Genomic DNA, 19803 nt, shown 5'->3' with positions numbered 1-19803 from the left:
AGGAATACATGAACACGATGACTGACGCTGCTGGCAAGGTCCAGGGCTGGGCGTTTTGCCGGGCGGCACATGTTCGTCAACGCGCCAAGGAGCTACTGCAGGAGGAGAGTGCACAGGGTACCACCGAGTATGCCATCTTGGTCGGCGTGCTCGTGGTGATCGCGATTATCGCCATCGTCGCATTTAAGGGCAAGGTTAAAGAGCTATGGGATGCGATCAGCGAGGGCATCAACAGCCTGTAGAGGGCGAGCGCCCCATCGGGGTGCTGCTGGTGTTTGCTTGCCTGACCGTGGCGATAGCGGCGGTGCTTTGGGGGCTTAACGCCGCGCGGCAGCAGCGTCCTGGGGCCGCCTTCGATTCGGGCTCAGATTCGGCGGTGGCGTCTCAAAAAGATGAGATGCGAGATGCGGACGATTCGGATGTCGCTGTCACGGCGCAAACCTTTCTGCGGACGCTCGACAAGCGGTCTGGCACTGCGACGGATTTGCCTGAGGACAACGCGATTGCGGTCCGGCTTGCATGGTCCGAGGACCGACCGATGACCGAGGCAGCGGCGGATATGTTACGCGCCTACCGCGAGGTGCCAACGTCCCAGCTCGCCCTGAGCGGCTATCTCGATATTAAGGGCAACGTATGGGGCGCCATCGTGCGCGATGGGCGCGGCTGGGTCGATATGGTGACGGTTGCCGCGGATACTGGCGATGCTTCGTGTCGTCTGCGCGCCGTGCGCTTGGTCCCGCAAACAATAAGCTCAAAGGAGGGATCGTGAAATGCATGGCGTTCTGCGTGAAGAGGTTGCCCAAGCGACTGTGGAATACGCCATCGTCACGGTGGCGCTGTTATCGATCGTGCTGGCGATCGCGGGGCTTTGGCGTGCTGGCACCGATGGGCGCTTGGCGGCGCTGGTTGAGCGGGCGGCATCCCATGGCGTTGCCTCGACGTCGGTTATCGACGCCGCTGCGGGTGCTAAGGACATCGCGTTGTATTGATATCGCGCGTGAGGACCGGGCGCAGTCTACGGTCGAGGCCGCTTTTTTGCTGCCGACGTTTCTGACGCTCATCCTTCTCGCACTGCAACCGGTGTGCCTGCTTTATACGCGCGCGGTCATGGAGTCTGCCGCCGCCGAGACCGCGCGGCTCATGACCACGACGACGGCGGAGGACGACGATCTTAAGGAGTTCACCCGCCGCCGGCTTGCCGCAGTGCCCAACGTTTCGATCTTTCATGCCGGCGGGCCGTTGTCGTGGGATATCGAGCTTGGCCGGGCCGGTGCGGGTGGCGTCTCGGCCGTGTCCGTTTCCGGCAAGGTCAAGCCGTTGCCTGTGATCGGTGCGTTTGCGCGGGCTATGGGTGGTACCGCCGAGGGCGGCTACGTTGAGCTCAAGGTCGATGTCTCGTATCAATCGCGTCCCGAATGGCTGGAGGGAGATTATGATTCGTGGATTGCTGCATGGGATTAAGCGTTTCTGGTCTAGATGCGTTTTGACGCGCCGTCCGAGCTGCCATCGCAAGCGAGGCGGCTTTATGGGCCGTGCCGGTGTCGACCTGTTTATCGAAGACGGTGCCTACACCACGCTTTCTTCTGCCGTGGTCATCCTAGTGGTGCTCACGTTGTTGTTTTCGTCGACCGCGGCGATATGGAGCATGTCGCGTGCCGGGGATACCCAGGTGGCGGCCGATAGCGGCGCGCTGGCGGGTGCCAACGTAGTGTCGTCCTATCACACGGCTGCCACGGTGGTTGATGCGAGCATCTTGAGTCTGGGGCTGGCGGGGTTTGCCACAATCGGGACGGGCCTGGTCGCCATCCTCATCCCGGGTGCCGAACCAGTTGCCGGCAATATGGTCGACACCGGGATTGAGATCATTAAAACGCGCAACAAGTTTGCCAAAAGCGCATCGGAAGGCTTACAGAAAATCGAGACGGCTCTGCCGTATCTGATCGCCGCGCGTGCCACGCAGGCGGTGTCGGCGCAGGATACCGATAGCGTGACCTATACCGGTACGGCGCTTGCCGTGCCCAGGACATCCGAGTCGGACTTCGCTGCGCTCAAAGGGTCAGAGATCTCGACCGATACCATTAAAGACACATCAGATGATTTAGAGCGTGCGGCCGAGGAGCTGCGGAAGGCTTCTGAGGACACGGCGAAGGCTAAAGAGCGCGCTTGGCTGGCGGATTGTGGCGGGTCGGACGAGAGTTCGATTGGCAAGTACTCGTGTATGTGGGAGCGTGCGAAAAGCCTAACGGATCTCTCTGGTGCTCAAAATCCACATTACGCTTCGAGCGTTACGTGGGAACCGCAAGTGGCGCTCGATCGCGCGAAGGCCTACTATCGCCAGCGCCTGGCAAATGAGAAACCGCTTGGCGAGGGTCCGGAAAAACAGGCAGATTCTGCTGCACGAAAGGTGTTCTTCGCTTATGCGAGCGAAGAAGTCGAGCGGGCATATATAACTGAAAAGGACGGCAAAGTTTCCGCCCACACCCCTTTCCTTCCGCGAAATCCAGATGAGGCGCGGGCGACTGAACTCTATACCGATGCGTGTTGGCCCACGAGTGAAGTAGATAAAGTTACCTATTTGCATTATGGGACTGACTGTCCAAATTACAAAAAAGGAAAGCCGGGTGGGCTGGCATCCGTCGCAGATTTTGACGGTCACGAAACGTGTAGCGAATGCCATTTCGGTGTGTCGTCTTTAGGGTACGTTGCGATTGCAACGACTTCTGTCGAAAGGGGCTTCGAGTACCACTTCGATAAGTTCAAAGAGGCCCTGGAAGACTACGTCGAATGCCGCAACAAGGAGTTCGAGCTCGAGCGTCAGACCGAGGACGAGGCCGACCGTGCAGGCAATGCGTTTGACCAGGCCATTAAAGCGCTTTCCGGCGAGCGCCCGCGTATCGCCCCACCTGGACGCAACGGCGTGGTCGCATTTGCAGTTTCGGGTGATATTACCAGCCCCGATCAACTTAACTCCTCGTTTAACACGGCAGTTAGGCTTGGCGATCGCGGTGCTATCTCTGCCGCGGTGCTGGCGCCCGATGACGCGACGGCGCAAAACAACGTGCTTTCGCGATTTTTCTCGACATTGAAGGAACGCTCGGGCGGCGTTGCCGGCGTGCTCGACGGCGTCATGGATGTTTGGGGACGGCTGCTCGTAGGATACGGTGATATTCAAGGTTCGGCCGACGAACTTATGGACGAGATGATTAAAGGCCTAGGAGGGGGCAGCGGCGCGTTGGGCTCCATCGCATCGTGGCTCGGCGATACCGTTTCGGCGTCCGTGGCGGCGCTGGGTTTGGAACCGTGCGACTTGCGCCTGCGAAAGCCGGTGCTGACCGATTCTGCCAACGTCATTAAGAGTCCGGGGTCTGACATTGCGGGTCTCTCTCAAGCGCAAGACAAACTGCGAAGTATTCCGTTGGGCGTGACCGATCCCAAGGCGCTTTGCGAGGCGTTGGAATATCAAGTCGAACGCACCATTAGCGGTACGGTGTTCACACTTGCGGAGATTCCTCTGCCCGGCGGCGGTTCCATCCCGCTCACCGTCGATGTCGCCACGCTGGTTGGCGCTCTGGGCGGTGGGTCGTAATGAGTATCCGCATGCGTCTGCGCGAGGAGCGCGCCCAAGCGACGGTGGAGATGGCAGTGGTTACGCCCGTTTTGCTGGTGCTGGCACTCATCGTGTACAACGTCATGATCTTTGCCGGCGCTGTCGCGCGCTTCGACCGCGTGGTGCCCGACATCGTGCTAGCGCATGCCGTGGCGTCGGAGGGGGAGGGCGACGAAAGCTCTGCCGATGCCTCGGCGACGGTCCAGACTCAAATTCTGAATGCCATGGAAGGCTATGACTTGCAGATCGAAGTGTCGAGCGAGCAAGGCGCGAAGGCATCAGATGGTGGCCTGCTCTCCCTATCCGGTACGTTTAGGACCTACACCTGCACCATGCACTATGAGCCGTGGCCGACTTCTCTCAGCATCGCTGGCGTTCCGCTGGGGGCGCCGACAACGTTGTCGCACGAGCGCGCGGTGACGGTCGATCCATGGCATCCGGGGGTGGTCATGTGACCGCGGTCTCGTCCTACATCGCCTACGCGCGGGCACTCAATAGGCTGGGTTGGACGCCGGCCGAGTTTGTGGTGGCGGAGTCGTTTGTCGTGCGCCTGCGCGGCATGCTGGGACGGCGTCCGGTTGCCGCCAACGGCCTGTCGCTCGTCATGGCGTTTCCACGCTGCTCTTCGGTCCATACGTGTTTTATGGCCTATCCCATCGACATCGCCTTCATCGATCGCGACGGCAATATCCTCGCGCGCTACGAAAACGTTCGTCCTTGGCGCATGTGCTCCTGCCTCGGCGCCTGGGCCGTACTAGAGCGTCCTTCAATCATTGTTTCGACTCCTGCTCTCCAACGCGTGCCGGCTTAAGAATTGGCGACAGTGGACTTTCGTCATACGAAATTGGGTAAGATGGAGGAGAAGATGCATGGATGTTGAGATCCATCCCAACGCTAAAAAGCACCTGACGGAAAAGCAGGTGCTTAGCGCTTGGCTTGCGGTTACTGAGTGCATTCGTCGCGAGCCGAAGGACGAGCCGCCGAGATGGCTTGCAATTGGATGGCTCTCAGACGGACGAAGCGTGGAGCTTGTCGCGGTCGAGCTTGTCCGTGGGCTGCTTATCATTCATGCCTTGTCTCCAGTCCAGAAGAAATTTTGGCAGGAGATTGAACAGGCTCGGCAAAGGGGTCGATGATGGGCAAGACGTATACGGCCGCTAATGGTCAGGTTGTAACGGATGAAATGATTGACGCGTGGTGCGAGTCGTACGAGCGCGGAGAGTTTCCGGATGGCGAACACACCGTTGGTGGGATCGTGCATGGACGGCCCCCGCTCTCAGGTGAGGGGACGGCAACGCTGTCGGTCAAGATTCCTCTGGGAATGAAGGAGGCCATTCGTCGACGGGCGGCTGCCGAGGGGATGACGCCAAGTGAGTTTGCCCGTGCGGCTCTGAGTGAAAAACTTCTTGCTGCCGGCTGATGCCTCTGACGTGCCGATTTATAGAACCGAGGCTGTGCCCAAAAACTTTTTTAAAATTCTCGGTTGACCGGAACGCGTCCTTGGTTATACTAATCAAGCCTTGAAACAAGGCACACCTCAAATGGCTGGGTAGCTCAGTTGGTAGAGCAGAGGACTGAAAATCCTCGTGTCAGGGGTTCGATTCCCTTCCCCGCCACCTTGAATTGACTAGGACCTCTGCAAAGGGGTCCTTTTCTTTTATTGAGGGCTCTGCGGAAATTGCGTCCCGGAATTTGGCTTCAGAGTGGGATGCGTTTTCCGCTTTGAGGCCGCTTGGGAAAGCGCGACCCGGAATCCGGCGTCAGAATGGGATGTGCTTTCCTTTTGCGGTCTTTGGCGGAAACTGCGTCCCAGATCCCGCGCTCAGAACGGGATGCGCTTTTCGGCCGCCTACTTCCGGCGCATATGTACATCTCGGCGCGCCATCTCGGGCCCGCCCAGATATTCCTCCCGCTTTTGCGCCACTTTACAGACCGTTCGGTCGTCTGTCCGCACGCGCGGGTATACTCAAAACGATACTTTTCCTATGCAATACGATGCAGGCTCGGCCTGCACGATCCGAAGGGGGCAGTGATGGAGAGGATACTCGGCGTTAATCTCTCTGGCTGGTTTATTCCCGAGCCTTGGGTGACCCCGTCGCTATACGCGGCGACCGGTGCATCCAACGCGGCCGAGCTGCAGGAGGCCATGGGCACCGCCGCCTATAACGAGCGCATGCGCCGTCATTACGAGACGTTTGTGAGCGAGGACGATTTCCGTCGCATGGCGCAGATCGGTCTCAATGCCGTGCGTCTGCCGGTGCCCTGGTATGCCTTTGGCTCGCAGGAGTCCGATGCGTCCTACATCTCGGTTGTCGACTACATTGACCGTGCGATTGAGTGGGCTGCCAAGTACGACATCCGCGTGCTGCTTGATCTAGCAACTGTGCCCGGTGGCCAGGGCGATTCCAATGATTCGCCCGCCACGCCAGAGGCTGTTGCCGAGTGGCATTCGTCCACCAACGGCCGTCATGTTGCGCTCGACGTGCTCGAGCGCCTGGCCGATCGCTACGGCGAGGCCGAGAGCCTGCTGGGCATTGAGCTGCTGGATACGCCGCAGATGAGTGTCCGCAAGAGCCTCTTCACCATGACGGATGGCATTCCGGCGCACTACCTGCGCAACTTCTATCGCGATGCCTATGAGCTCGTCCGTTCATATATGCCCGAGGATAAGATCGTCGTCTTCTCGTCGTCGGGGCATCCCAGCGAGTGGAAGCATTTTATGCGCGACGCCAAGTATAAGAACGTCTACATGGACCTTCACCTGTACCATTACCGTGACGAGCATGCGCTCGATATCACGAGCCCCCGCGGGCTGACGACGGCGATTTCGCGCAACAAGCGCGAGCTCAAAGAAGCGATTTCGACTGGGTTCCCCGTGCTGGTGGGCGAATGGTCGGGCGCGGCGATCTTTGCCAACTCGTCGGTTACGCCCGAGGGCCGCAATGCCTACGAGCGCGTGTTTATCGCCAATCAGCTGGCTTCGTTTGCGCCGGCTGCCGGTTGGTTCTTCCAAACGTGGAAGACCGAGAAGCGCATTGCAGCATGGGACGCCCGCGCGGCGCTCGGTACGCTCGAGCGCGGCATGATTGAATAGGTTGATATGACGCAAAACAGCGCCCATACGGGCAAACTCTATGTGGTCGGCACGCCCATCGGCAACCTGGGCGACCTGTCCCCGCGCGTTGGCGAGGCGTTTGCCGCCGCCGATGCCATCTGCTGCGAAGACACGCGTGTGACGTCAAAGCTGCTGATGCACCTGGGCATTTCCAAGCCGCTTGTCCGTTGCGACGAGAATGTGATCGCCAGCCGCGCCGCCGGCCTAGTCGACCGTCTGCTGGCGGGGGAGACCCTCGCCTTTGCCTCGGACGCCGGCATGCCGAGCGTGTCCGATCCCGGCCAGGCGCTAGTTGAGGCGGCGCGTGAGGCCGATGTGCCCGTCGAAGTTATTCCCGGGCCCTCTGCTTGCGTCACGGCGCTTGTTTCGTCCGGCATTCCCTGCGAGCATTTCTTCTTCGAAGGCTTTTTGGGTCGCAAGCACGGCGACCGCGTGCGCCGACTGCAGCGCCTTGCCGTGGTGCCCGGCGCGCTCATCTTCTACGAGTCTCCACATCGCATCGTGGCGACGCTCGAGGCCGTGGCGGAGGTCTTTCCCCAGCGTGAGGTTGCCGTCTGCCGCGAACTCACCAAGCTGCACGAGGAGGTCTTGCGCGGGCCCGCTGCTCAGCTTGCCGAGGAGCTGCGTGCTCGCGGCGAGGTAAAGGGCGAGATTGCGCTGGTCATCGCGCCGCCGAGCGAGGATGAGGAGGCCGGTATCGTGCCGGTTGGCGCCGCGGCAGCGGATCCCGACGAGGCCCTGCGCGAGGATATCCGCGCCGCGCTCGAGGAGGGGGAGCCCGCCTCTGCGGTGGCCAAGCGCCTGTCTCAGAAGTATTCGCGCCGCAAGCGCGATGTCTATGCCATGGTGCTCGATATGCAATAGATGGAGGATATCCAGCCCTTGCGCTAGAATCATCCCCTGTATGCAACGTTTTTCTGGAGGACAAACCCCATGGATCAAAGCAAGCCTTCGTTCTTTATCACGACGCCCATCTACTACGTCAACGCCGATCCGCACCTGGGCACGGCTTATTCCACCATCATCGCCGACGTTCAGGCTCGCTATCGTCGCTCCGCCGGCTATAACGTCAAGTTCCTGACCGGCATGGACGAGCACGGCGAGAAGGTCGCCGAGGCCGCAGCCAAGCACAACATGACGCCGCAGGAGTGGACCGATAGCCAGGCTCCGCACTTCAAGGAGCTTTGGAGCAAGCTCGAGATTTCCAATGATGACTTCATCCGCACCACCGAGCCGCGCCAGCACCATGCCGTGCAGTACCTGTGGGAGCGCATGAAGGAGTCCGGCTACCTGTATAAGGGCAGCTACGACGGCTGGTATTGCGTGCCTGACGAGACCTACTTTACCGATACGCAGGTCCAGAAGGGCGACGAGGAGTACGGCAGCGTCGGCCAGCACCTGTGCCCCGACTGCCACCGTCCGCTTGAGCGCGTGCAGGAGGAGTCCTACTTCTTTAAGCTTTCCGCTTTCCAGGATAAGCTGCTCAAGCTTTACGACGAGCACCCCGACTTTGTCGAGCCTGCGTTCCGCATGAACGAGGTACGTAGCTTTGTCGAGGGCGGCCTTAATGACCTTTCCGTGAGCCGTACGAGCTTTGACTGGGGCATTCAGGTCCCGTTTGACGAGGGTCACGTGACCTACGTGTGGTTCGATGCGCTGCTCAACTATATGACGGCCGTCGGCTACGGTGTCGACACCGACGAGGCGCGTGCCGAGCTGGCCTATCGCTGGCCCGCGCAGTTCCACATCGTGGGTAAGGACATCATCCGCTTCCACTGCGTCATTTGGCCCGCCATGCTCATGGCCATCGGCGAGGCCCTGCCCGAGCACGTCTTTGCCCACGGCTTCCTGACCGTGCGCAATGCCGAGACCGGCAAGGCCGAGAAGATGTCCAAGAGCCGCGGCAACGCCATCGCTCCGCAGGACGTTATCGACATGCTGGGCGTCGAGGGCTATCGCTACTACTTCATGACCGACGTCGTCCCCGGCACCGACGGTGCCATCAGCTTCGATCGCATGGAGCAGGTCTACAACGCCGACCTGGCCAACAGCTGGGGCAACCTTATCTCGCGTTCGCTCAACATGAGCGGCAAGTACTTTGACGGTTGCGCGCCCGCCAAGCCCGCGTCGTTCGATGCGTTCGACAACCCGCTGGCAAAGATCGCCGATGGCCTGGTCGAGCGCTACATGGCCAAGATGGACGTGCTCGATTACGGCGGAGCCAAGGATGAGGTCATGGAGCTCATCCATGCCGCCAACCACTACATCGAGGACTCCGAGCCCTGGGCGCTTGCCAAGGACGAGGCCAAGGCTGACGAGCTGGCATTTGTGATCTACAACCTGCTCGAGGCCATCCGCATTGCCGCTCACCTGCTGATGCCGCTCATGCCCCAGACTTCTGTCGAGGCCCTGCGCCGCCTGTCCTGTGAGGGCGAGGCCGCGAGCGACGACCTCAAGGGCATTTGTACTTGGGGCCTGCTTGCCGGCGGTCAGCCCGTCGAGAAGGGCGATCCGCTGTTCCCGCGTCTGGCGTAGAGACCGCGCGAGCGCCATATCGGCAATTTGCTGTTTAGCTGTAAGGGCATGGCCGCCACGGTCCATGCCCTTTTGTTTCAAGACGCCGCCATCATGCTAAGGAGGCAACCATGACAACTTCGCCTTTGGCAAACCCCACGGCCACCAGGGAGCTGCTGGAGGAGTTTGGCCTTGCGACCAAGCATCGCCTGGGCCAGAACTTTCTAATCGACAATCATGTGATCGAGCGTATCTGCGAGCTTTCCGAGCTCACGGGCGATGAGCGCGTGCTCGAGGTTGGCCCGGGCGTTGGTACGCTCACGCTTGCGCTGCTGCAGGAGGCGGCGTGTGTCACGTCGATCGAGGCCGATCCCGAGCTTGAGCCGGTGCTCGATGCCCACGCCGCCGACTACGCCAACTTCCGTTTTATCATGGGCGACGCGCTCAAGGTGACGCCGGAGCAGATTGGGCAGGCCGCCGGCGGCGAGCCCACGGTGTTTGTCGCGAACCTGCCCTATAACGTGGCAGCGACGATCATCTTGCAGTTTTTCCAGACGATGCCCGCGCTCAAGCGTGCCGTGGTCATGGTGCAAAAGGAAGTTGCCGATCGCATTGCCGCAGTTCCCGGTAACAAAACCTATGGCGGCTATACGGCCAAGCTGGGCCTGTATGCGCAGGTGATGGGTCGCTTTGAGGTGCCGCCGCGCTGCTTCATGCCGGCACCGCATGTGGACTCCGCCGTCGTGCGTATCGACCGTGTTGATGGCGCACTGCCCGAGGGGCTTGACCGCGACTTTGTGACTCGCGTGATTGACGCCGCATTTGCCCAGCGCCGCAAGACCATTCGCAACTCCATGAGCGCCAACGGCTTTGCCAAGGACGTGCTCGATGCTGCCTTTGAGACTTGTGGTATCGCGCCCACGTCGCGTGCCGAGACACTTGACGTTGCGGACTTTGTCCATCTGGCCCAGGAGCTATCCCATGACGCTTAATGCCGAACGCGTGATGTTTACCAAGAAAAAGAAAACGGTCGTCTGTCCGGAGCCGCTGGCACCACTTGCCGATACCCACGCGCATCTGCTCTCATTTTGGGACAAGGAAGTGCCCGAGACGCTCGTGCGCGCTAAAGCCGCGGGCGTCGACCTGTTGGTGACGGTCTTCGATCCCATTGCCGACAAACGAAGCGTGACGGACTATAGCGACTGGCTGACGCACGAGATTCTGCCGATGCGGGATATTCCACAGATCAAGTATCTTGCCGGCGTGCACCCCTATGGCGCACCGGACTATACCGACGGCATTCACGCGCAGGTTGTTGCTGCGCTCGACGATCCGTTGTGTGTTGGTATCGGCGAGATCGGTCTGGACTACCACATGGATTATGACGACGACATTGCGCCGGCGCCTCATGACGTGCAGATTGATTGCATGGCGCGTCAGCTCGAAGTTGCCGTGCGTCGCAACGTGCCGGTGGAGCTGCATTTGCGGCACGAGGACACCGACCAAGAGCGTACGTCGCACACGGACGCCTACAACGTGCTTCGCGAGGTAGGTGTGCCTCAGGCCGGTTGCGTGCTGCACTGCTTTGGCGAGGACCGCGCCACGATGGAGCGCTTTGTGGGCTTGGGCTGCTATATCGCCTATGGCGGCGCGGCCACCTTTAAGCGCAACGATGACGTGCGCGAGGCATTCGCGGCAACCCCGCTCGACCGTATTTTGTTTGAGACGGACTGCCCGTACATGGCGCCGGAGCCGATCCGCGGTCTTGAGTGCGAGCCCGCAATGATTTCCATTACGGCAAACGCGCTGGTCAACGACCGCGTCGATCGTACCGGCGAGGACGCCGAAGCAATCGCTCGAGCCGCCTGGGAAAACGCCTGCAAACTTTTTCAAAAATAGTTCTTGCGTTCGCGGTGGCGCTCCGTTATTCTAATTCCTGCACGCGGGCGTGGCGGAATTGGCAGACGCGTACGGTTCAGGTCCGTATGGGGGCAACCCCATGAAGGTTCAAGTCCTTTCGCCCGCACCATTGAATGAAAGAGCTCCCAGCAATGGGAGCTTTTTTGTTATGGGCCCATCGCAGGGACTTGAACCTGTGAAGGAGCGAGCGTCAAGAAAACGCGGAGCGTTTTTAGCGAGCTGGCGAGTCCGCCGGCAGGCGGGCGAAGCCGGTGCGGATCCGCGAAGCGGATACGCGGACGTCCTTTCGCCCGCACCATTAAATGAAAGAGCTCCCAGCAATGGGAGCTTTTTTGTTATGCACGATCTCCTTGGACGGGTATCCTAATGCCAACGTGTGCCTATCAGAGGAGAGACCATGCTGTTTTCCGGTATCATCGCCGCCCTTACCAGCCTTTTGATCCCCATCATCATTCTGTTGCTGCTGCTTCCCAGCGCCTGCTATGTCGTTGAACAGCAGCATGCTGTGATCATCGAACGCTTAGGCAAGTTCAACCGCATCGTCAACGCGGGCTTCCACATGAAGGTACCCGTGATTGACCGCAAAGCCGCTACGGTGAGCCTGCGAACCATGAAAAACGGTTTTGGTATCGACGTTAAGACCCAGGACAACGTGACCATCGGCCTTGAGGTCTCTGCTCAGTACCACGTGAGCTATGACATGGGCGCCGGCCCGGCAGATTCGGGCATCTACAAGAGCTACTATATGCTGCAGGAGCCCGTCGACCAGATGCGTGACTTCATCACCGACGCCCTGCGCTCTTCGATTCCCGTCTACACACTCGATGAGGTCTTTGCCAAGAAGGACGACATCGCCAAGGATGTCAACGCTACCGTTTCCGAGCAGATGGCCGCCTACGGCTTCACCCTCGTGTCGACGCTCATCACCAAGATTGCACTGCCGACCGAGGTCGAGAACTCCATGAACGACATCAACGCCGCCCAGCGCAAGCGCGCTGCGGCACAGGAGCTCGCTGAGGCCGACCGCATCAAGCGCGTCACCGAGGCGACCGCCGAGGCTGAGGCAATGGAAAAGGCGGGCGAAGGCATCGCCAACCAGCGCAAGGCCATCGCGCTGGGCATCAAGGATTCGCTCGAGATTATCCAGGAGACGGGCGTCGGTAACGACGAGGCCAACCAGCTGTTTATGTTTACGCAGTGGTCCGAGATGATGACGGAGTTCGCACGTACGGGCAAAAACTCGACGGTCGTGCTGCCGAGCGACTTTTCGCAGTCGGCCTCGATGTTCGAGCAGGTGCTGGCCGCCGGCAAAGTTCAAAACGATTCGAAGGAGTAGGCGCGCGTGAAATACACCGTCGTTTGTGTTGGTAAGCTCAAGGAGCGCTTTTGGAAGGACGCGTGCGCTGAGTACACCAAGCGCCTGGGTGCCTATGCCAAGGTTGATATCCGCGAGGTGGCCGATATCGACCCGGCTAAGGCGGGCGGCGTGGATGCTGCGCGTGACAAGGAGGGGGCGGCGATTCTTGCTGCCTTGCCGTCTCGAGCGCATGTGATCTTGCTGGCCATTGAGGGCAAGGAGCGTTCGAGTGAGGAGCTCTCGGCGAGGCTCGACGATCTTATGCTGCGAGGCAGTAGCGACATTGCCTTTGTAATCGGCGGTTCGGACGGCGTGAGTGATGAGGTGCGCGCCCGCGCCGACGAGATGCTCAGCTTTGGACGCATTACCTTGCCGCATAACCTGGCGCGTGTGGTGCTGCTAGAGCAGATTTACCGTGCCTGCAAGATCAGTCGTGGCGAGCCGTATCACAAATAGGTCGGCAATACGAAACAATGGCGTGGGACAATACCTTTCGTTTTGAGGAATGTGTCTGAAAGGACTATGAGATATGAAGATTGGATTTGTCGGTTTTGGCAATATGGCGAGCGCTATGGCCGATGGCTGGATCGCTGCCGGTGTAGCTGCGAGCGACATGTGCGCCTGCGCGGGTCGCTACGACGCACTGGTTGAGCGCTGCGAGGCGCGCGGCATGGCCGCTTGCCACGATGCCGCCGAGGTTGTCTCCGCATCCGATATCGTGGTCGCTGCGGTCAAGCCGTACATGATCGAGAAGGTATTCGCCCCGCTCAAGGATGCTCTTGCCAAAAAGGTCGTTCTGTCGGTTGCCTGGACCTGGGACAGTGCCAAGTGGGAGCAGGTCCTGCCGGGCGTCGCGCATATCTCGACGGTGCCCAACACACCGGTTTCGGTGGGCGAGGGCGTCATAGCTTGCGAGAAGGCTTCCACGCTTAGTGATGAACAGAGCGCAGTGGTGCTTGATCTGCTTGGCAAGCTCGGTGCGGTGGTTGAGCTCGATACGAGCCTGCTGTTTGTGGGCGGCACGGTGGGTGGTTGCGCTCCGGCATTCGTCGCCATGGCGATCGAGGCCCTGAGCGATGCGGCGGTCAAGCACGGTATCCCGCGCGCCGATGCCTATCGCATTGTGAGCCAGATGGTGCTGGGTACGGCAAAGCTGCAGCTCGCAACCGGTCAGCATCCCGCAGCGATGAAGGATGCCGTGTGCTCGCCCGGCGGTGCCACCATCAAGGGCGTCATCGCGCTCGAGGATGCCGGCATGCGCAGCGCCCTGGTCAAGGCCATCGACGCAACTCTCCAGTAAAACCTGCCATTTAGGGACAGGTTTATTTTGGCAGGTTTTTCCTGCGGTTTTGTCGTATATGCGAAAAGCGCCCCGCAACCGGATCGTTACCGGTTGCGGGGCGCTTGCGTTTGCCCAGATAAAACCGACCAAAATAAACCTGTCCCTTTTTGGCAGGTTAGTCCCAGAAGCTGTCTTCCTCATCCTCGGACTTGGGTCCGCGGTCGACGTACATCTTATGGGTACGCTTCTCCATTACAAAGGCAAGAATCGCAAATAACAGGATGCCGCCGGCGAAAAGGATGGCAAAACCGGTGCGGGTGCCAAACAAAAAGGAAAAAACTGCGTCCATTGGGTGCCTTCTTGCGTAGTTGGGTTGGGTCGTAAACGCTCATAAGTATATACTTGCCCATACATGTACAAGGTTGCAACCTAAATGGAATGTATATCGCCGGAGGATCTAATGCTTGATATCAAGTTTGTTCGCGAGAACCCCGATGCCATCGATACCGCCATGGCAAATCGCCAGACGTCTTGGGATCGCGAGAAGTTCTTTGAACTCGACGACGAGCGCCGTGCCGTCATCACCGAGGTCGAGGAGCTCCAGGCCACGCGTAACGCCGAGTCCAAGAAGATTGGCGCCCTGATGAAGGAGGGCAAGAAGGACGAGGCCGAGGCCGCCAAGGAGGCCGTGCGCGCCGTCAACGAGAAGATCGACGGTCTGGCCGAGCGCCGTACCGCTCTTGAGCAGGAGCAGTACGACTTCATGGCTCACCTGCCCAACATTCCGTGCGATGCCACCCCGTACGGTAAGGACGAGGACGAGAACATCGAGCGTCGCCGCTGGGGCACCCCGCGCGAGTTCGACTTCGACTTTAAGCCGCACTGGGACCTGGGCACCGATCTGGACATCCTCGACTTCGAGCGCGGCAACAAGCTCTCCGGCAGCCGCTTCACCGTTCTCGGTGGCGCCGGCGCCCGCCTGGAGCGCGCCCTTATCAACTTCTTCCTGGACACGCACACGAGCCGTGGCTTCAAGGAGTGGTGGCCGCCCATCGTCGTCAAGCGTCAGACCATGTTTGGCACGGGTCAGCTGCCCAAGTTCGAGGACGACGCCTATCACGTCTCGGGCGACAACTTCCTGATCCCCACCGCCGAGGTCGTGCTCACCAACCTGCACGCCGGCGAGGTCCTCGACGCCGACACCCTGCCGCGCCGCTACACCGCCTTCACCCCTTGCTTCCGCGAGGAGGCCGGTTCCGCCGGTCGCGACACCCGCGGCATCATCCGTCAGCACGAGTTCGACAAGGTCGAGATGGTCAAGTTCGCTAAGCCGGAGGAGTCCGACGGGGAGCTCGAAAGCATGACCGCCGAGGCCGAGTACCTGCTGCAGCAGCTGGGCCTTCCGTATCGCGTGATTAGCCTGTGCACCGGCGACTTGGGCTTCTCTGCCCGTCAGACCTACGACATCGAGGTCTGGCTGCCGAGCTACAACGCCTACAAGGAGATCAGCTCCTGCTCCAACTGCGGTGACTTCCAGGCCCGTCGCGCCAACATCAAGTATCGCGACCCCGAGAACTTCAAGGGTTCGCGCTACCTGCACACCCTTAACGGTTCCGGCCTGCCGGCTGGCCGTACCATGGCTGCCATTCTGGAGAACTACCAGAACGCCGACGGCACCATCACGATCCCCGAGGTCCTGCGTCCCTACATGGGCGGCCTCGAGAAGATCGAGCCGGTCGCGTAACTTGGCTGCATAGGCGATATGCAAGGGCGCTCCTTCGGGGGCGCCCTATTTCGTGCGCAGGTCCATACCATGCCGTGCGGACAGCTCAATAGAAAACACACGAACAACTGTTCTGTATACAGCCATCTACCTGCTATGCTTTTGCTAAATAAGAGCGAGAGAAAGGGGACGCGATGGAGCTGTTTGATGATTGGGTGGTTTTGTTTGAGAGCGACGAGGGCGGAGAGTACCTGCTTGTGACGTGTGAGCCGTCTGGCATGGGTGGCCTGGTGGTTCGACAGACGAGTGAGGGTCCGTTGACCCAATGGTGCTACGAGGAGTCGCCGCATGTGGTTGAGACGTTTGTGGCGCACGAGGGGCTTGTGGCCCTGGAGCATTTCTATGGGGTCCGGACATCTAACCAGGTTGCTCGCATGTTGAGTATCTCGTTTGCCGATTATGATTGTGCCCAGCGGGTGAGATCGCTCCTGAGGGAACTTGATGCTAAGTTTGACGTGATCGAAAAGCCAATCGATCGTACGGGGAATGGCGGTATATGCGGAGCAGCATGACAAGACTGCGTTCCACAAAAAAGTTTGAAATTGTGCTTGACTCCAATAAGCTAAAGTGGTTTTATATGTCTTGCGCTGCGGCGTTACCTCAGCTGGATAGAGGGTCTGACTACGAATCAGAACGTCATAGGTTCGAATCCTATACGCCGCACCAATTGAAATTGAAAGCCTCCGGCAACGGGGGCTTTTCTTTTATGGCAACACCGCATGGATTCGAACCTCGGTCGAGGCACGAACAACTTAATTATCACTCCGTAAAATTTTTTCTAATTGTCGCTTGACCCATCGGGGGCTCGCGTGCATAATAATCCGTGCGTTGCGGCGTTACCTCAGCTGGATAGAGGGTCTGACTACGAATCAGAACGTCATAGGTTCGAATCCTATACGCCGCACCAATTGACTTTAAAGCTCCCGGCAACGGGGGCTTTTCTTATATGGGAGCATTGCGGAGATTCGAACCTCGTTCGAGGCGCGAGCGTCAAGAAAACGCGGAGCGTTTTTAGCGAGCGGGCGAGTCCGCCGGCAGGCGGGCGAAGCCGGTGCGGATCCGTGCAGCGGATGCGCGGAATCCTATACGCCGCACCAATTGACTTTAAAGCTCCCGGCGACGGGGGCTTTTCTTATATCGCGATGCGTCGAAGATCGCGCCAAGCCCTCCAAATGATTAAAAATCAAATTCGATAACTTTTTTTGAAAAAATGCTTGACCATTATTCAGTTCCTGTGCATAATAATCAATAAGTCGCGGCGTTACCTCAGCTGGATAGAGGGTCTGACTACGAATCAGAACGTCATAGGTTCGAATCCTATACGCCGCACCATTTGAGATTAAAGCTCCCGGCAACGGGGGCTTTTCTTTTACGTAAACACCGCATTGATTCGAACCTCGGTCGAGGCGCGGGCGTAAAGAAAACGCGGAGCGTTTTTAGCCCGCGGGCGAGCGCGCCGGCAGGCGGGCGAAGCCGGTGCGGATCCGCGCAGCGGATGCGCGGAATCCTATACGCCGCACCATTTGAGATTAAAGCTCCCGGCAACGGGGGCTTTTCTTTTGCGCTAGCTTGAGTGCTTTTGTCCAAAGGGACGATTTCGTGTCGACTCGTGTAAGATTCCGAGTAGATGTCGCGACTTATTCGCGACCACTCCTTCTCAAGCGACCGATCAGGGTGATATTTCGTGGCAGAGCGTCCGACATACAAGCTCAGGTTTCTCGATCCCAAGAAGCGCTTTCCGGTGATGCCCGAGCAGCCTGCGGGACGCTCATATGGCGTGGCCTGGAAACTCTTTGGCGAGGATCAGCATGAATCTTGTTATGTCGTCGAATTCGTTGGCAAAAGCCATGTGTCGCTTTTGGGTTACGTAAGCGTTTCGGGTGAGGTGTACAAGGTGGACCGCCCCGTTAGCGAGGCTCCGCTGCCCAACGATCCCGACATGGAACTGGTCCTTGACGACTCGGACTCCGGTATTGGTGAGATTATGGTGAGGGGAGCAAACGGCACGATGCGCGCGTGCGCGCGAACCGTCGGCTCTCCCGAAGGCCCCATGCGCGAGCAGTCCGATCACGAGACATGGAATTCGACCCGCTCCCTTCCTTACGGTGAGTTCATGGCATCGATGTTCCTGCGCTACGTGATATTCGCTGACTTCGAAAATACCATTGCGAGCACGGCGGACGCCGACGGACTCGACGAGGGTATGCAAAACGTTGTCGACAAGATCAAGCTCGTAAAGTTGCCCGAGCCAGTCGAGGTGTTTTTGGGCTTTAACACGACACCGCTGCCTGACGCTATCGAGACGCTGCTCTACCGCGTTGACCATGCCGAGAATCCGAGCGGTATCGAGCGCTATGCCGCCGCCCTTATGAGCGAAATTGACTTGCCCCGCTTGCGCACCATCGCCGCTAAGTCCGAGATGAGCCTGGCTCGCATCGATTGCTCAAAGCTTTTCTATCTCAATTTTGATCGCAGCCTGCTGGACCAGGACGAGATTGACATGCTGCTTGCCATCGAGTGCCGTCTTAACCGTCTCTCCGGCATCCTTGAGCGCATCGGGGCTGGATTGGTCCCTGCGGCATCCTCGCCGAGCCTTGAGGGCTGCGCGCTCTTTGATGCGTGGCATATCGCCAAGACGACCAACGATGTTCCCCGACTGTTCGATACGGCCTCGAGCGATAACCCGTGGGGCAAACCGGGTACGGTTTCGTGCCAACCGGGCGGCGAGTGGGACGTGCGCACCCGTTTTGCGCGAATCGTTGAGGTGCTCAACGTGGTCACGCGGCTCGACTATACCTATCGAGTAAACGTTGCCGAGGGGATTATGCTCGTTCGGTTTGGGCAGTCTGTCGTTGATGCCATGCCGCAACGTGAATACGACGCTCAGGATGACGCCTGGCGCGAGCTGGACGAGGACACGCGCGCGATCTGGGCCGCGGAGCACGATGCGCGCGTGGCACTCACGCTTGCGGCAGCGTGTTTTGCCGCGGGCACCTGCATCACGCGCTGCTATGTGCAGATTGCTGCTCCCGACAGTGAGCAGGGCGAGCGCGTTGTTGCAACGTATTTCTTTGGGCGTGCGGCCTATCTGGCCGATTGCGTGCCTGTCGCCAAGGATCTTGAGAGCATGGACATGGACGATATGTCGTGCAAGCGTGTACTTGAGGCGTATGAGTCAACCGCTCCGGAGACGATTGAGCCTGCGGAGGTTCATGCTCGTCCGCGTGATGACCATCGCACGCTGCCGCCGGCGCTGCGCGATCTGCTGCTTGCCGATACGGCTGACGAGTTGGAGGTCATGGAAGAGGACGACGACCCATACGTGGCCCGTGTTGTTGAATTGCGCGAGCAGGCAAAAGTCGACCGTACAGGTGCTTTTGAAGGCTTTTCTCGTCTTGTCGAGGAGTTGGAGGCTAAGTGCGCCGTCGCCGAGCTTTTGGCGACAGGTCCGGTTCAAACGCAGTTTTGCGATAACCAGCTGGTGCGCATGGTGCTACCGGTGTTGGAAGAAGACCGCTCTGTGCGAATCCTTCGTGCGCCCGATGCGCTGTACTTTGCCCAGCACGAGATCTGCAGCTTTTACGCCGAGCAAGAGGACTTTGAACGAGCACTGCCCGAGGTGCGCCATCTTTACGATCTGGCGCGCTCGTCCATGCAGTCGCACTTTGCGCTCATCAACGTGCTTGCGCGTCTGGAGCGCTTTGACGAGATTATCGAGGTGGCGCGCCACGGCCTACGTATTGCCAGCGATCGTTCTGCAATCGGCTACCTGTTCTATCGCTTGGCGTTTGCCTATTGGAATTGCGATCAGCTCGACCTGGCGCTGGCTTGTTACCGTCTGGTGCCGCGCGGCGAGGAGTCGGGCAGCAGCGCGCTGGAAGAAATGCAGGGCCTTATGAACGAGATGGGCGTCAGCGAGCCTCCGACGTTCGAGGAAGCGGTCGAGACCATCCACAAGGCTGGACTAGAGCTGCCGCCAGTGTCCGCCGTGACGAATCAGCTGGCAGATGCCGCTGTGCAACTGGTCGACAACGGTTTCTTTTTCCTGGCGCGCGGTTGTATCTTCCAAATGTGGCGCACCATGGGCAACGACGAGCTCGGCTCCCTCAACCGCTCGCTGGGGTAGGGGCGATATAGAGGGGCCGCACCGCGCTATTTGTATCGGCGCGGGCGGGAGGACCCGGCAGGATTGGTAAGGCATAAAGCCGCCGGGTTGATTTCCGAT

Annotated in this window: 21 protein-coding genes and 5 tRNA genes; 25 read left to right on the top strand and 1 reads right to left on the bottom strand. The window is 59.4% G+C overall.

Annotated features, from left to right (window positions below):
* Positions 1-8 precede the first annotated feature (8 nt).
* The 19 genes from OIL77_03280 to proC all read left to right on the top strand — a co-directional run bounded on the left by OIL77_03280 (position 9) and on the right by proC (position 13813).
* On the top strand, positions 9-242 hold the full coding sequence (locus tag OIL77_03280; GenBank protein ID HJI44441.1) for a hypothetical protein: 234 nt from the start codon (positions 9-11) through the stop codon (positions 240-242).
* Positions 206-769 carry a hypothetical protein gene (locus tag OIL77_03275; protein ID HJI44440.1) on the top strand — a complete coding sequence of 188 codons (564 nt, stop codon included), beginning with the start codon at positions 206-208 and terminating at the stop codon, positions 767-769. Before OIL77_03280 ends, OIL77_03275 begins: the two co-directional genes overlap by 37 nt.
* Before the next feature lies 1 nt (position 770).
* Positions 771-989 carry a hypothetical protein gene (locus tag OIL77_03270; protein ID HJI44439.1) on the top strand — a complete coding sequence of 73 codons (219 nt, stop codon included), beginning with the start codon at positions 771-773 and terminating at the stop codon, positions 987-989.
* Positions 964-1461, top strand: a complete 498-nt coding sequence (locus OIL77_03265) for a pilus assembly protein (protein HJI44438.1) — start codon at positions 964-966, stop codon at positions 1459-1461. The genes OIL77_03270 and OIL77_03265 overlap by 26 nt, the downstream gene beginning before the upstream one ends.
* On the top strand, positions 1433-3586 hold the full coding sequence (locus OIL77_03260; protein HJI44437.1) for a hypothetical protein: 2154 nt from the start codon (positions 1433-1435) through the stop codon (positions 3584-3586). The genes OIL77_03265 and OIL77_03260 overlap by 29 nt, the downstream gene beginning before the upstream one ends.
* Entirely contained in the window at positions 3586-4062 is a 477-nt protein-coding gene (locus tag OIL77_03255) for a hypothetical protein (protein ID HJI44436.1), read from the top strand. Before OIL77_03260 ends, OIL77_03255 begins: the two co-directional genes overlap by 1 nt.
* Complete coding sequence (locus tag OIL77_03250) at positions 4038-4418, top strand: DUF192 domain-containing protein (protein HJI44435.1); 381 nt, start codon at positions 4038-4040, stop codon at positions 4416-4418. Before OIL77_03255 ends, OIL77_03250 begins: the two co-directional genes overlap by 25 nt.
* 58 nt (positions 4419-4476) lie before the next feature.
* On the top strand, positions 4477-4743 hold the full coding sequence (locus tag OIL77_03245) for a hypothetical protein (GenBank protein ID HJI44434.1): 267 nt from the start codon (positions 4477-4479) through the stop codon (positions 4741-4743).
* Entirely contained in the window at positions 4743-5027 is a 285-nt protein-coding gene (locus tag OIL77_03240; protein ID HJI44433.1) for a ribbon-helix-helix domain-containing protein, read from the top strand. The genes OIL77_03245 and OIL77_03240 overlap by 1 nt, the downstream gene beginning before the upstream one ends.
* Positions 5028-5150: 123 nt before the next feature.
* Positions 5151-5223: transfer RNA gene (locus tag OIL77_03235), tRNA-Phe, on the top strand.
* 416 nt (positions 5224-5639) lie between these two features.
* Positions 5640-6701 (top strand): cellulase family glycosylhydrolase, encoded by a 1062-nt coding sequence (locus OIL77_03230; GenBank protein ID HJI44432.1) that lies wholly within the window; start codon positions 5640-5642, stop codon positions 6699-6701.
* Between the two features lie 6 nt (positions 6702-6707).
* Positions 6708-7586 carry a 16S rRNA (cytidine(1402)-2'-O)-methyltransferase gene (rsmI, locus tag OIL77_03225; protein ID HJI44431.1) on the top strand — a complete coding sequence of 293 codons (879 nt, stop codon included), beginning with the start codon at positions 6708-6710 and terminating at the stop codon, positions 7584-7586.
* Between the two features lie 69 nt (positions 7587-7655).
* On the top strand, positions 7656-9257 hold the full coding sequence (metG, locus tag OIL77_03220) for a methionine--tRNA ligase (protein ID HJI44430.1): 1602 nt from the start codon (positions 7656-7658) through the stop codon (positions 9255-9257).
* Positions 9258-9367: 110 nt separating this feature from the next.
* On the top strand, positions 9368-10228 hold the full coding sequence (gene rsmA / locus OIL77_03215) for a 16S rRNA (adenine(1518)-N(6)/adenine(1519)-N(6))-dimethyltransferase RsmA (GenBank protein ID HJI44429.1): 861 nt from the start codon (positions 9368-9370) through the stop codon (positions 10226-10228).
* Positions 10218-11135, top strand: coding sequence for a TatD family hydrolase (locus OIL77_03210; protein ID HJI44428.1), 918 nt, complete (start codon positions 10218-10220; stop codon positions 11133-11135). The genes rsmA and OIL77_03210 overlap by 11 nt, the downstream gene beginning before the upstream one ends.
* 43 nt (positions 11136-11178) lie before the next feature.
* Positions 11179-11265 (top strand) — tRNA-Leu (locus OIL77_03205).
* A gap of 288 nt (positions 11266-11553) precedes the next feature.
* Positions 11554-12492, top strand: coding sequence for an SPFH domain-containing protein (locus OIL77_03200; GenBank protein HJI44427.1), 939 nt, complete (start codon positions 11554-11556; stop codon positions 12490-12492).
* A 6-nt stretch (positions 12493-12498) separates the two neighbouring features.
* On the top strand, positions 12499-12969 hold the full coding sequence (gene rlmH / locus OIL77_03195; protein HJI44426.1) for a 23S rRNA (pseudouridine(1915)-N(3))-methyltransferase RlmH: 471 nt from the start codon (positions 12499-12501) through the stop codon (positions 12967-12969).
* A 73-nt stretch (positions 12970-13042) separates the two neighbouring features.
* Positions 13043-13813 carry a pyrroline-5-carboxylate reductase gene (gene proC, locus OIL77_03190; GenBank protein ID HJI44425.1) on the top strand — a complete coding sequence of 257 codons (771 nt, stop codon included), beginning with the start codon at positions 13043-13045 and terminating at the stop codon, positions 13811-13813.
* 157 nt (positions 13814-13970) lie between these two features.
* On the opposite strand, the gene OIL77_03185 is transcribed toward proC, so the two are convergent.
* Positions 13971-14144, bottom strand: a complete 174-nt coding sequence (locus tag OIL77_03185; GenBank protein HJI44424.1) for a hypothetical protein — start codon at positions 14142-14144, stop codon at positions 13971-13973.
* Between the two features lie 111 nt (positions 14145-14255).
* On the opposite strand from OIL77_03185, the gene serS reads away from it, so the two are divergent.
* The 6 genes from serS to OIL77_03155 all read left to right on the top strand — a co-directional run bounded on the left by serS (position 14256) and on the right by OIL77_03155 (position 19704).
* Entirely contained in the window at positions 14256-15539 is a 1284-nt protein-coding gene (gene serS / locus OIL77_03180) for a serine--tRNA ligase (protein HJI44423.1), read from the top strand.
* A 173-nt stretch (positions 15540-15712) separates the two neighbouring features.
* The gene (locus OIL77_03175) at positions 15713-16090 is read left to right on the top strand and encodes a hypothetical protein (GenBank protein ID HJI44422.1); all 378 of its coding nucleotides are present in this window, start codon (positions 15713-15715) and stop codon (positions 16088-16090) included.
* 77 nt (positions 16091-16167) lie between these two features.
* Positions 16168-16244, top strand: a tRNA-Arg gene (locus OIL77_03170).
* 164 nt (positions 16245-16408) lie between these two features.
* Positions 16409-16485, top strand: a tRNA-Arg gene (locus OIL77_03165).
* Positions 16486-16833: 348 nt separating this feature from the next.
* Positions 16834-16910: transfer RNA gene (locus OIL77_03160), tRNA-Arg, on the top strand.
* Between the two features lie 352 nt (positions 16911-17262).
* Positions 17263-19704: a hypothetical protein gene (locus OIL77_03155; protein ID HJI44421.1), complete on the top strand. Its 2442-nt coding sequence runs from the start codon at positions 17263-17265 to the stop codon at positions 19702-19704.
* Positions 19705-19803 lie beyond the last annotated feature (99 nt).

This window comes from Coriobacteriaceae bacterium (assembly GCA_025993015.1).
GTDB lineage: Bacteria > Actinomycetota > Coriobacteriia > Coriobacteriales > Coriobacteriaceae > Collinsella.
Note: the sequence above shows the minus strand (reverse complement) of the source record. Positions and strands in the feature narration are given on the sequence as shown.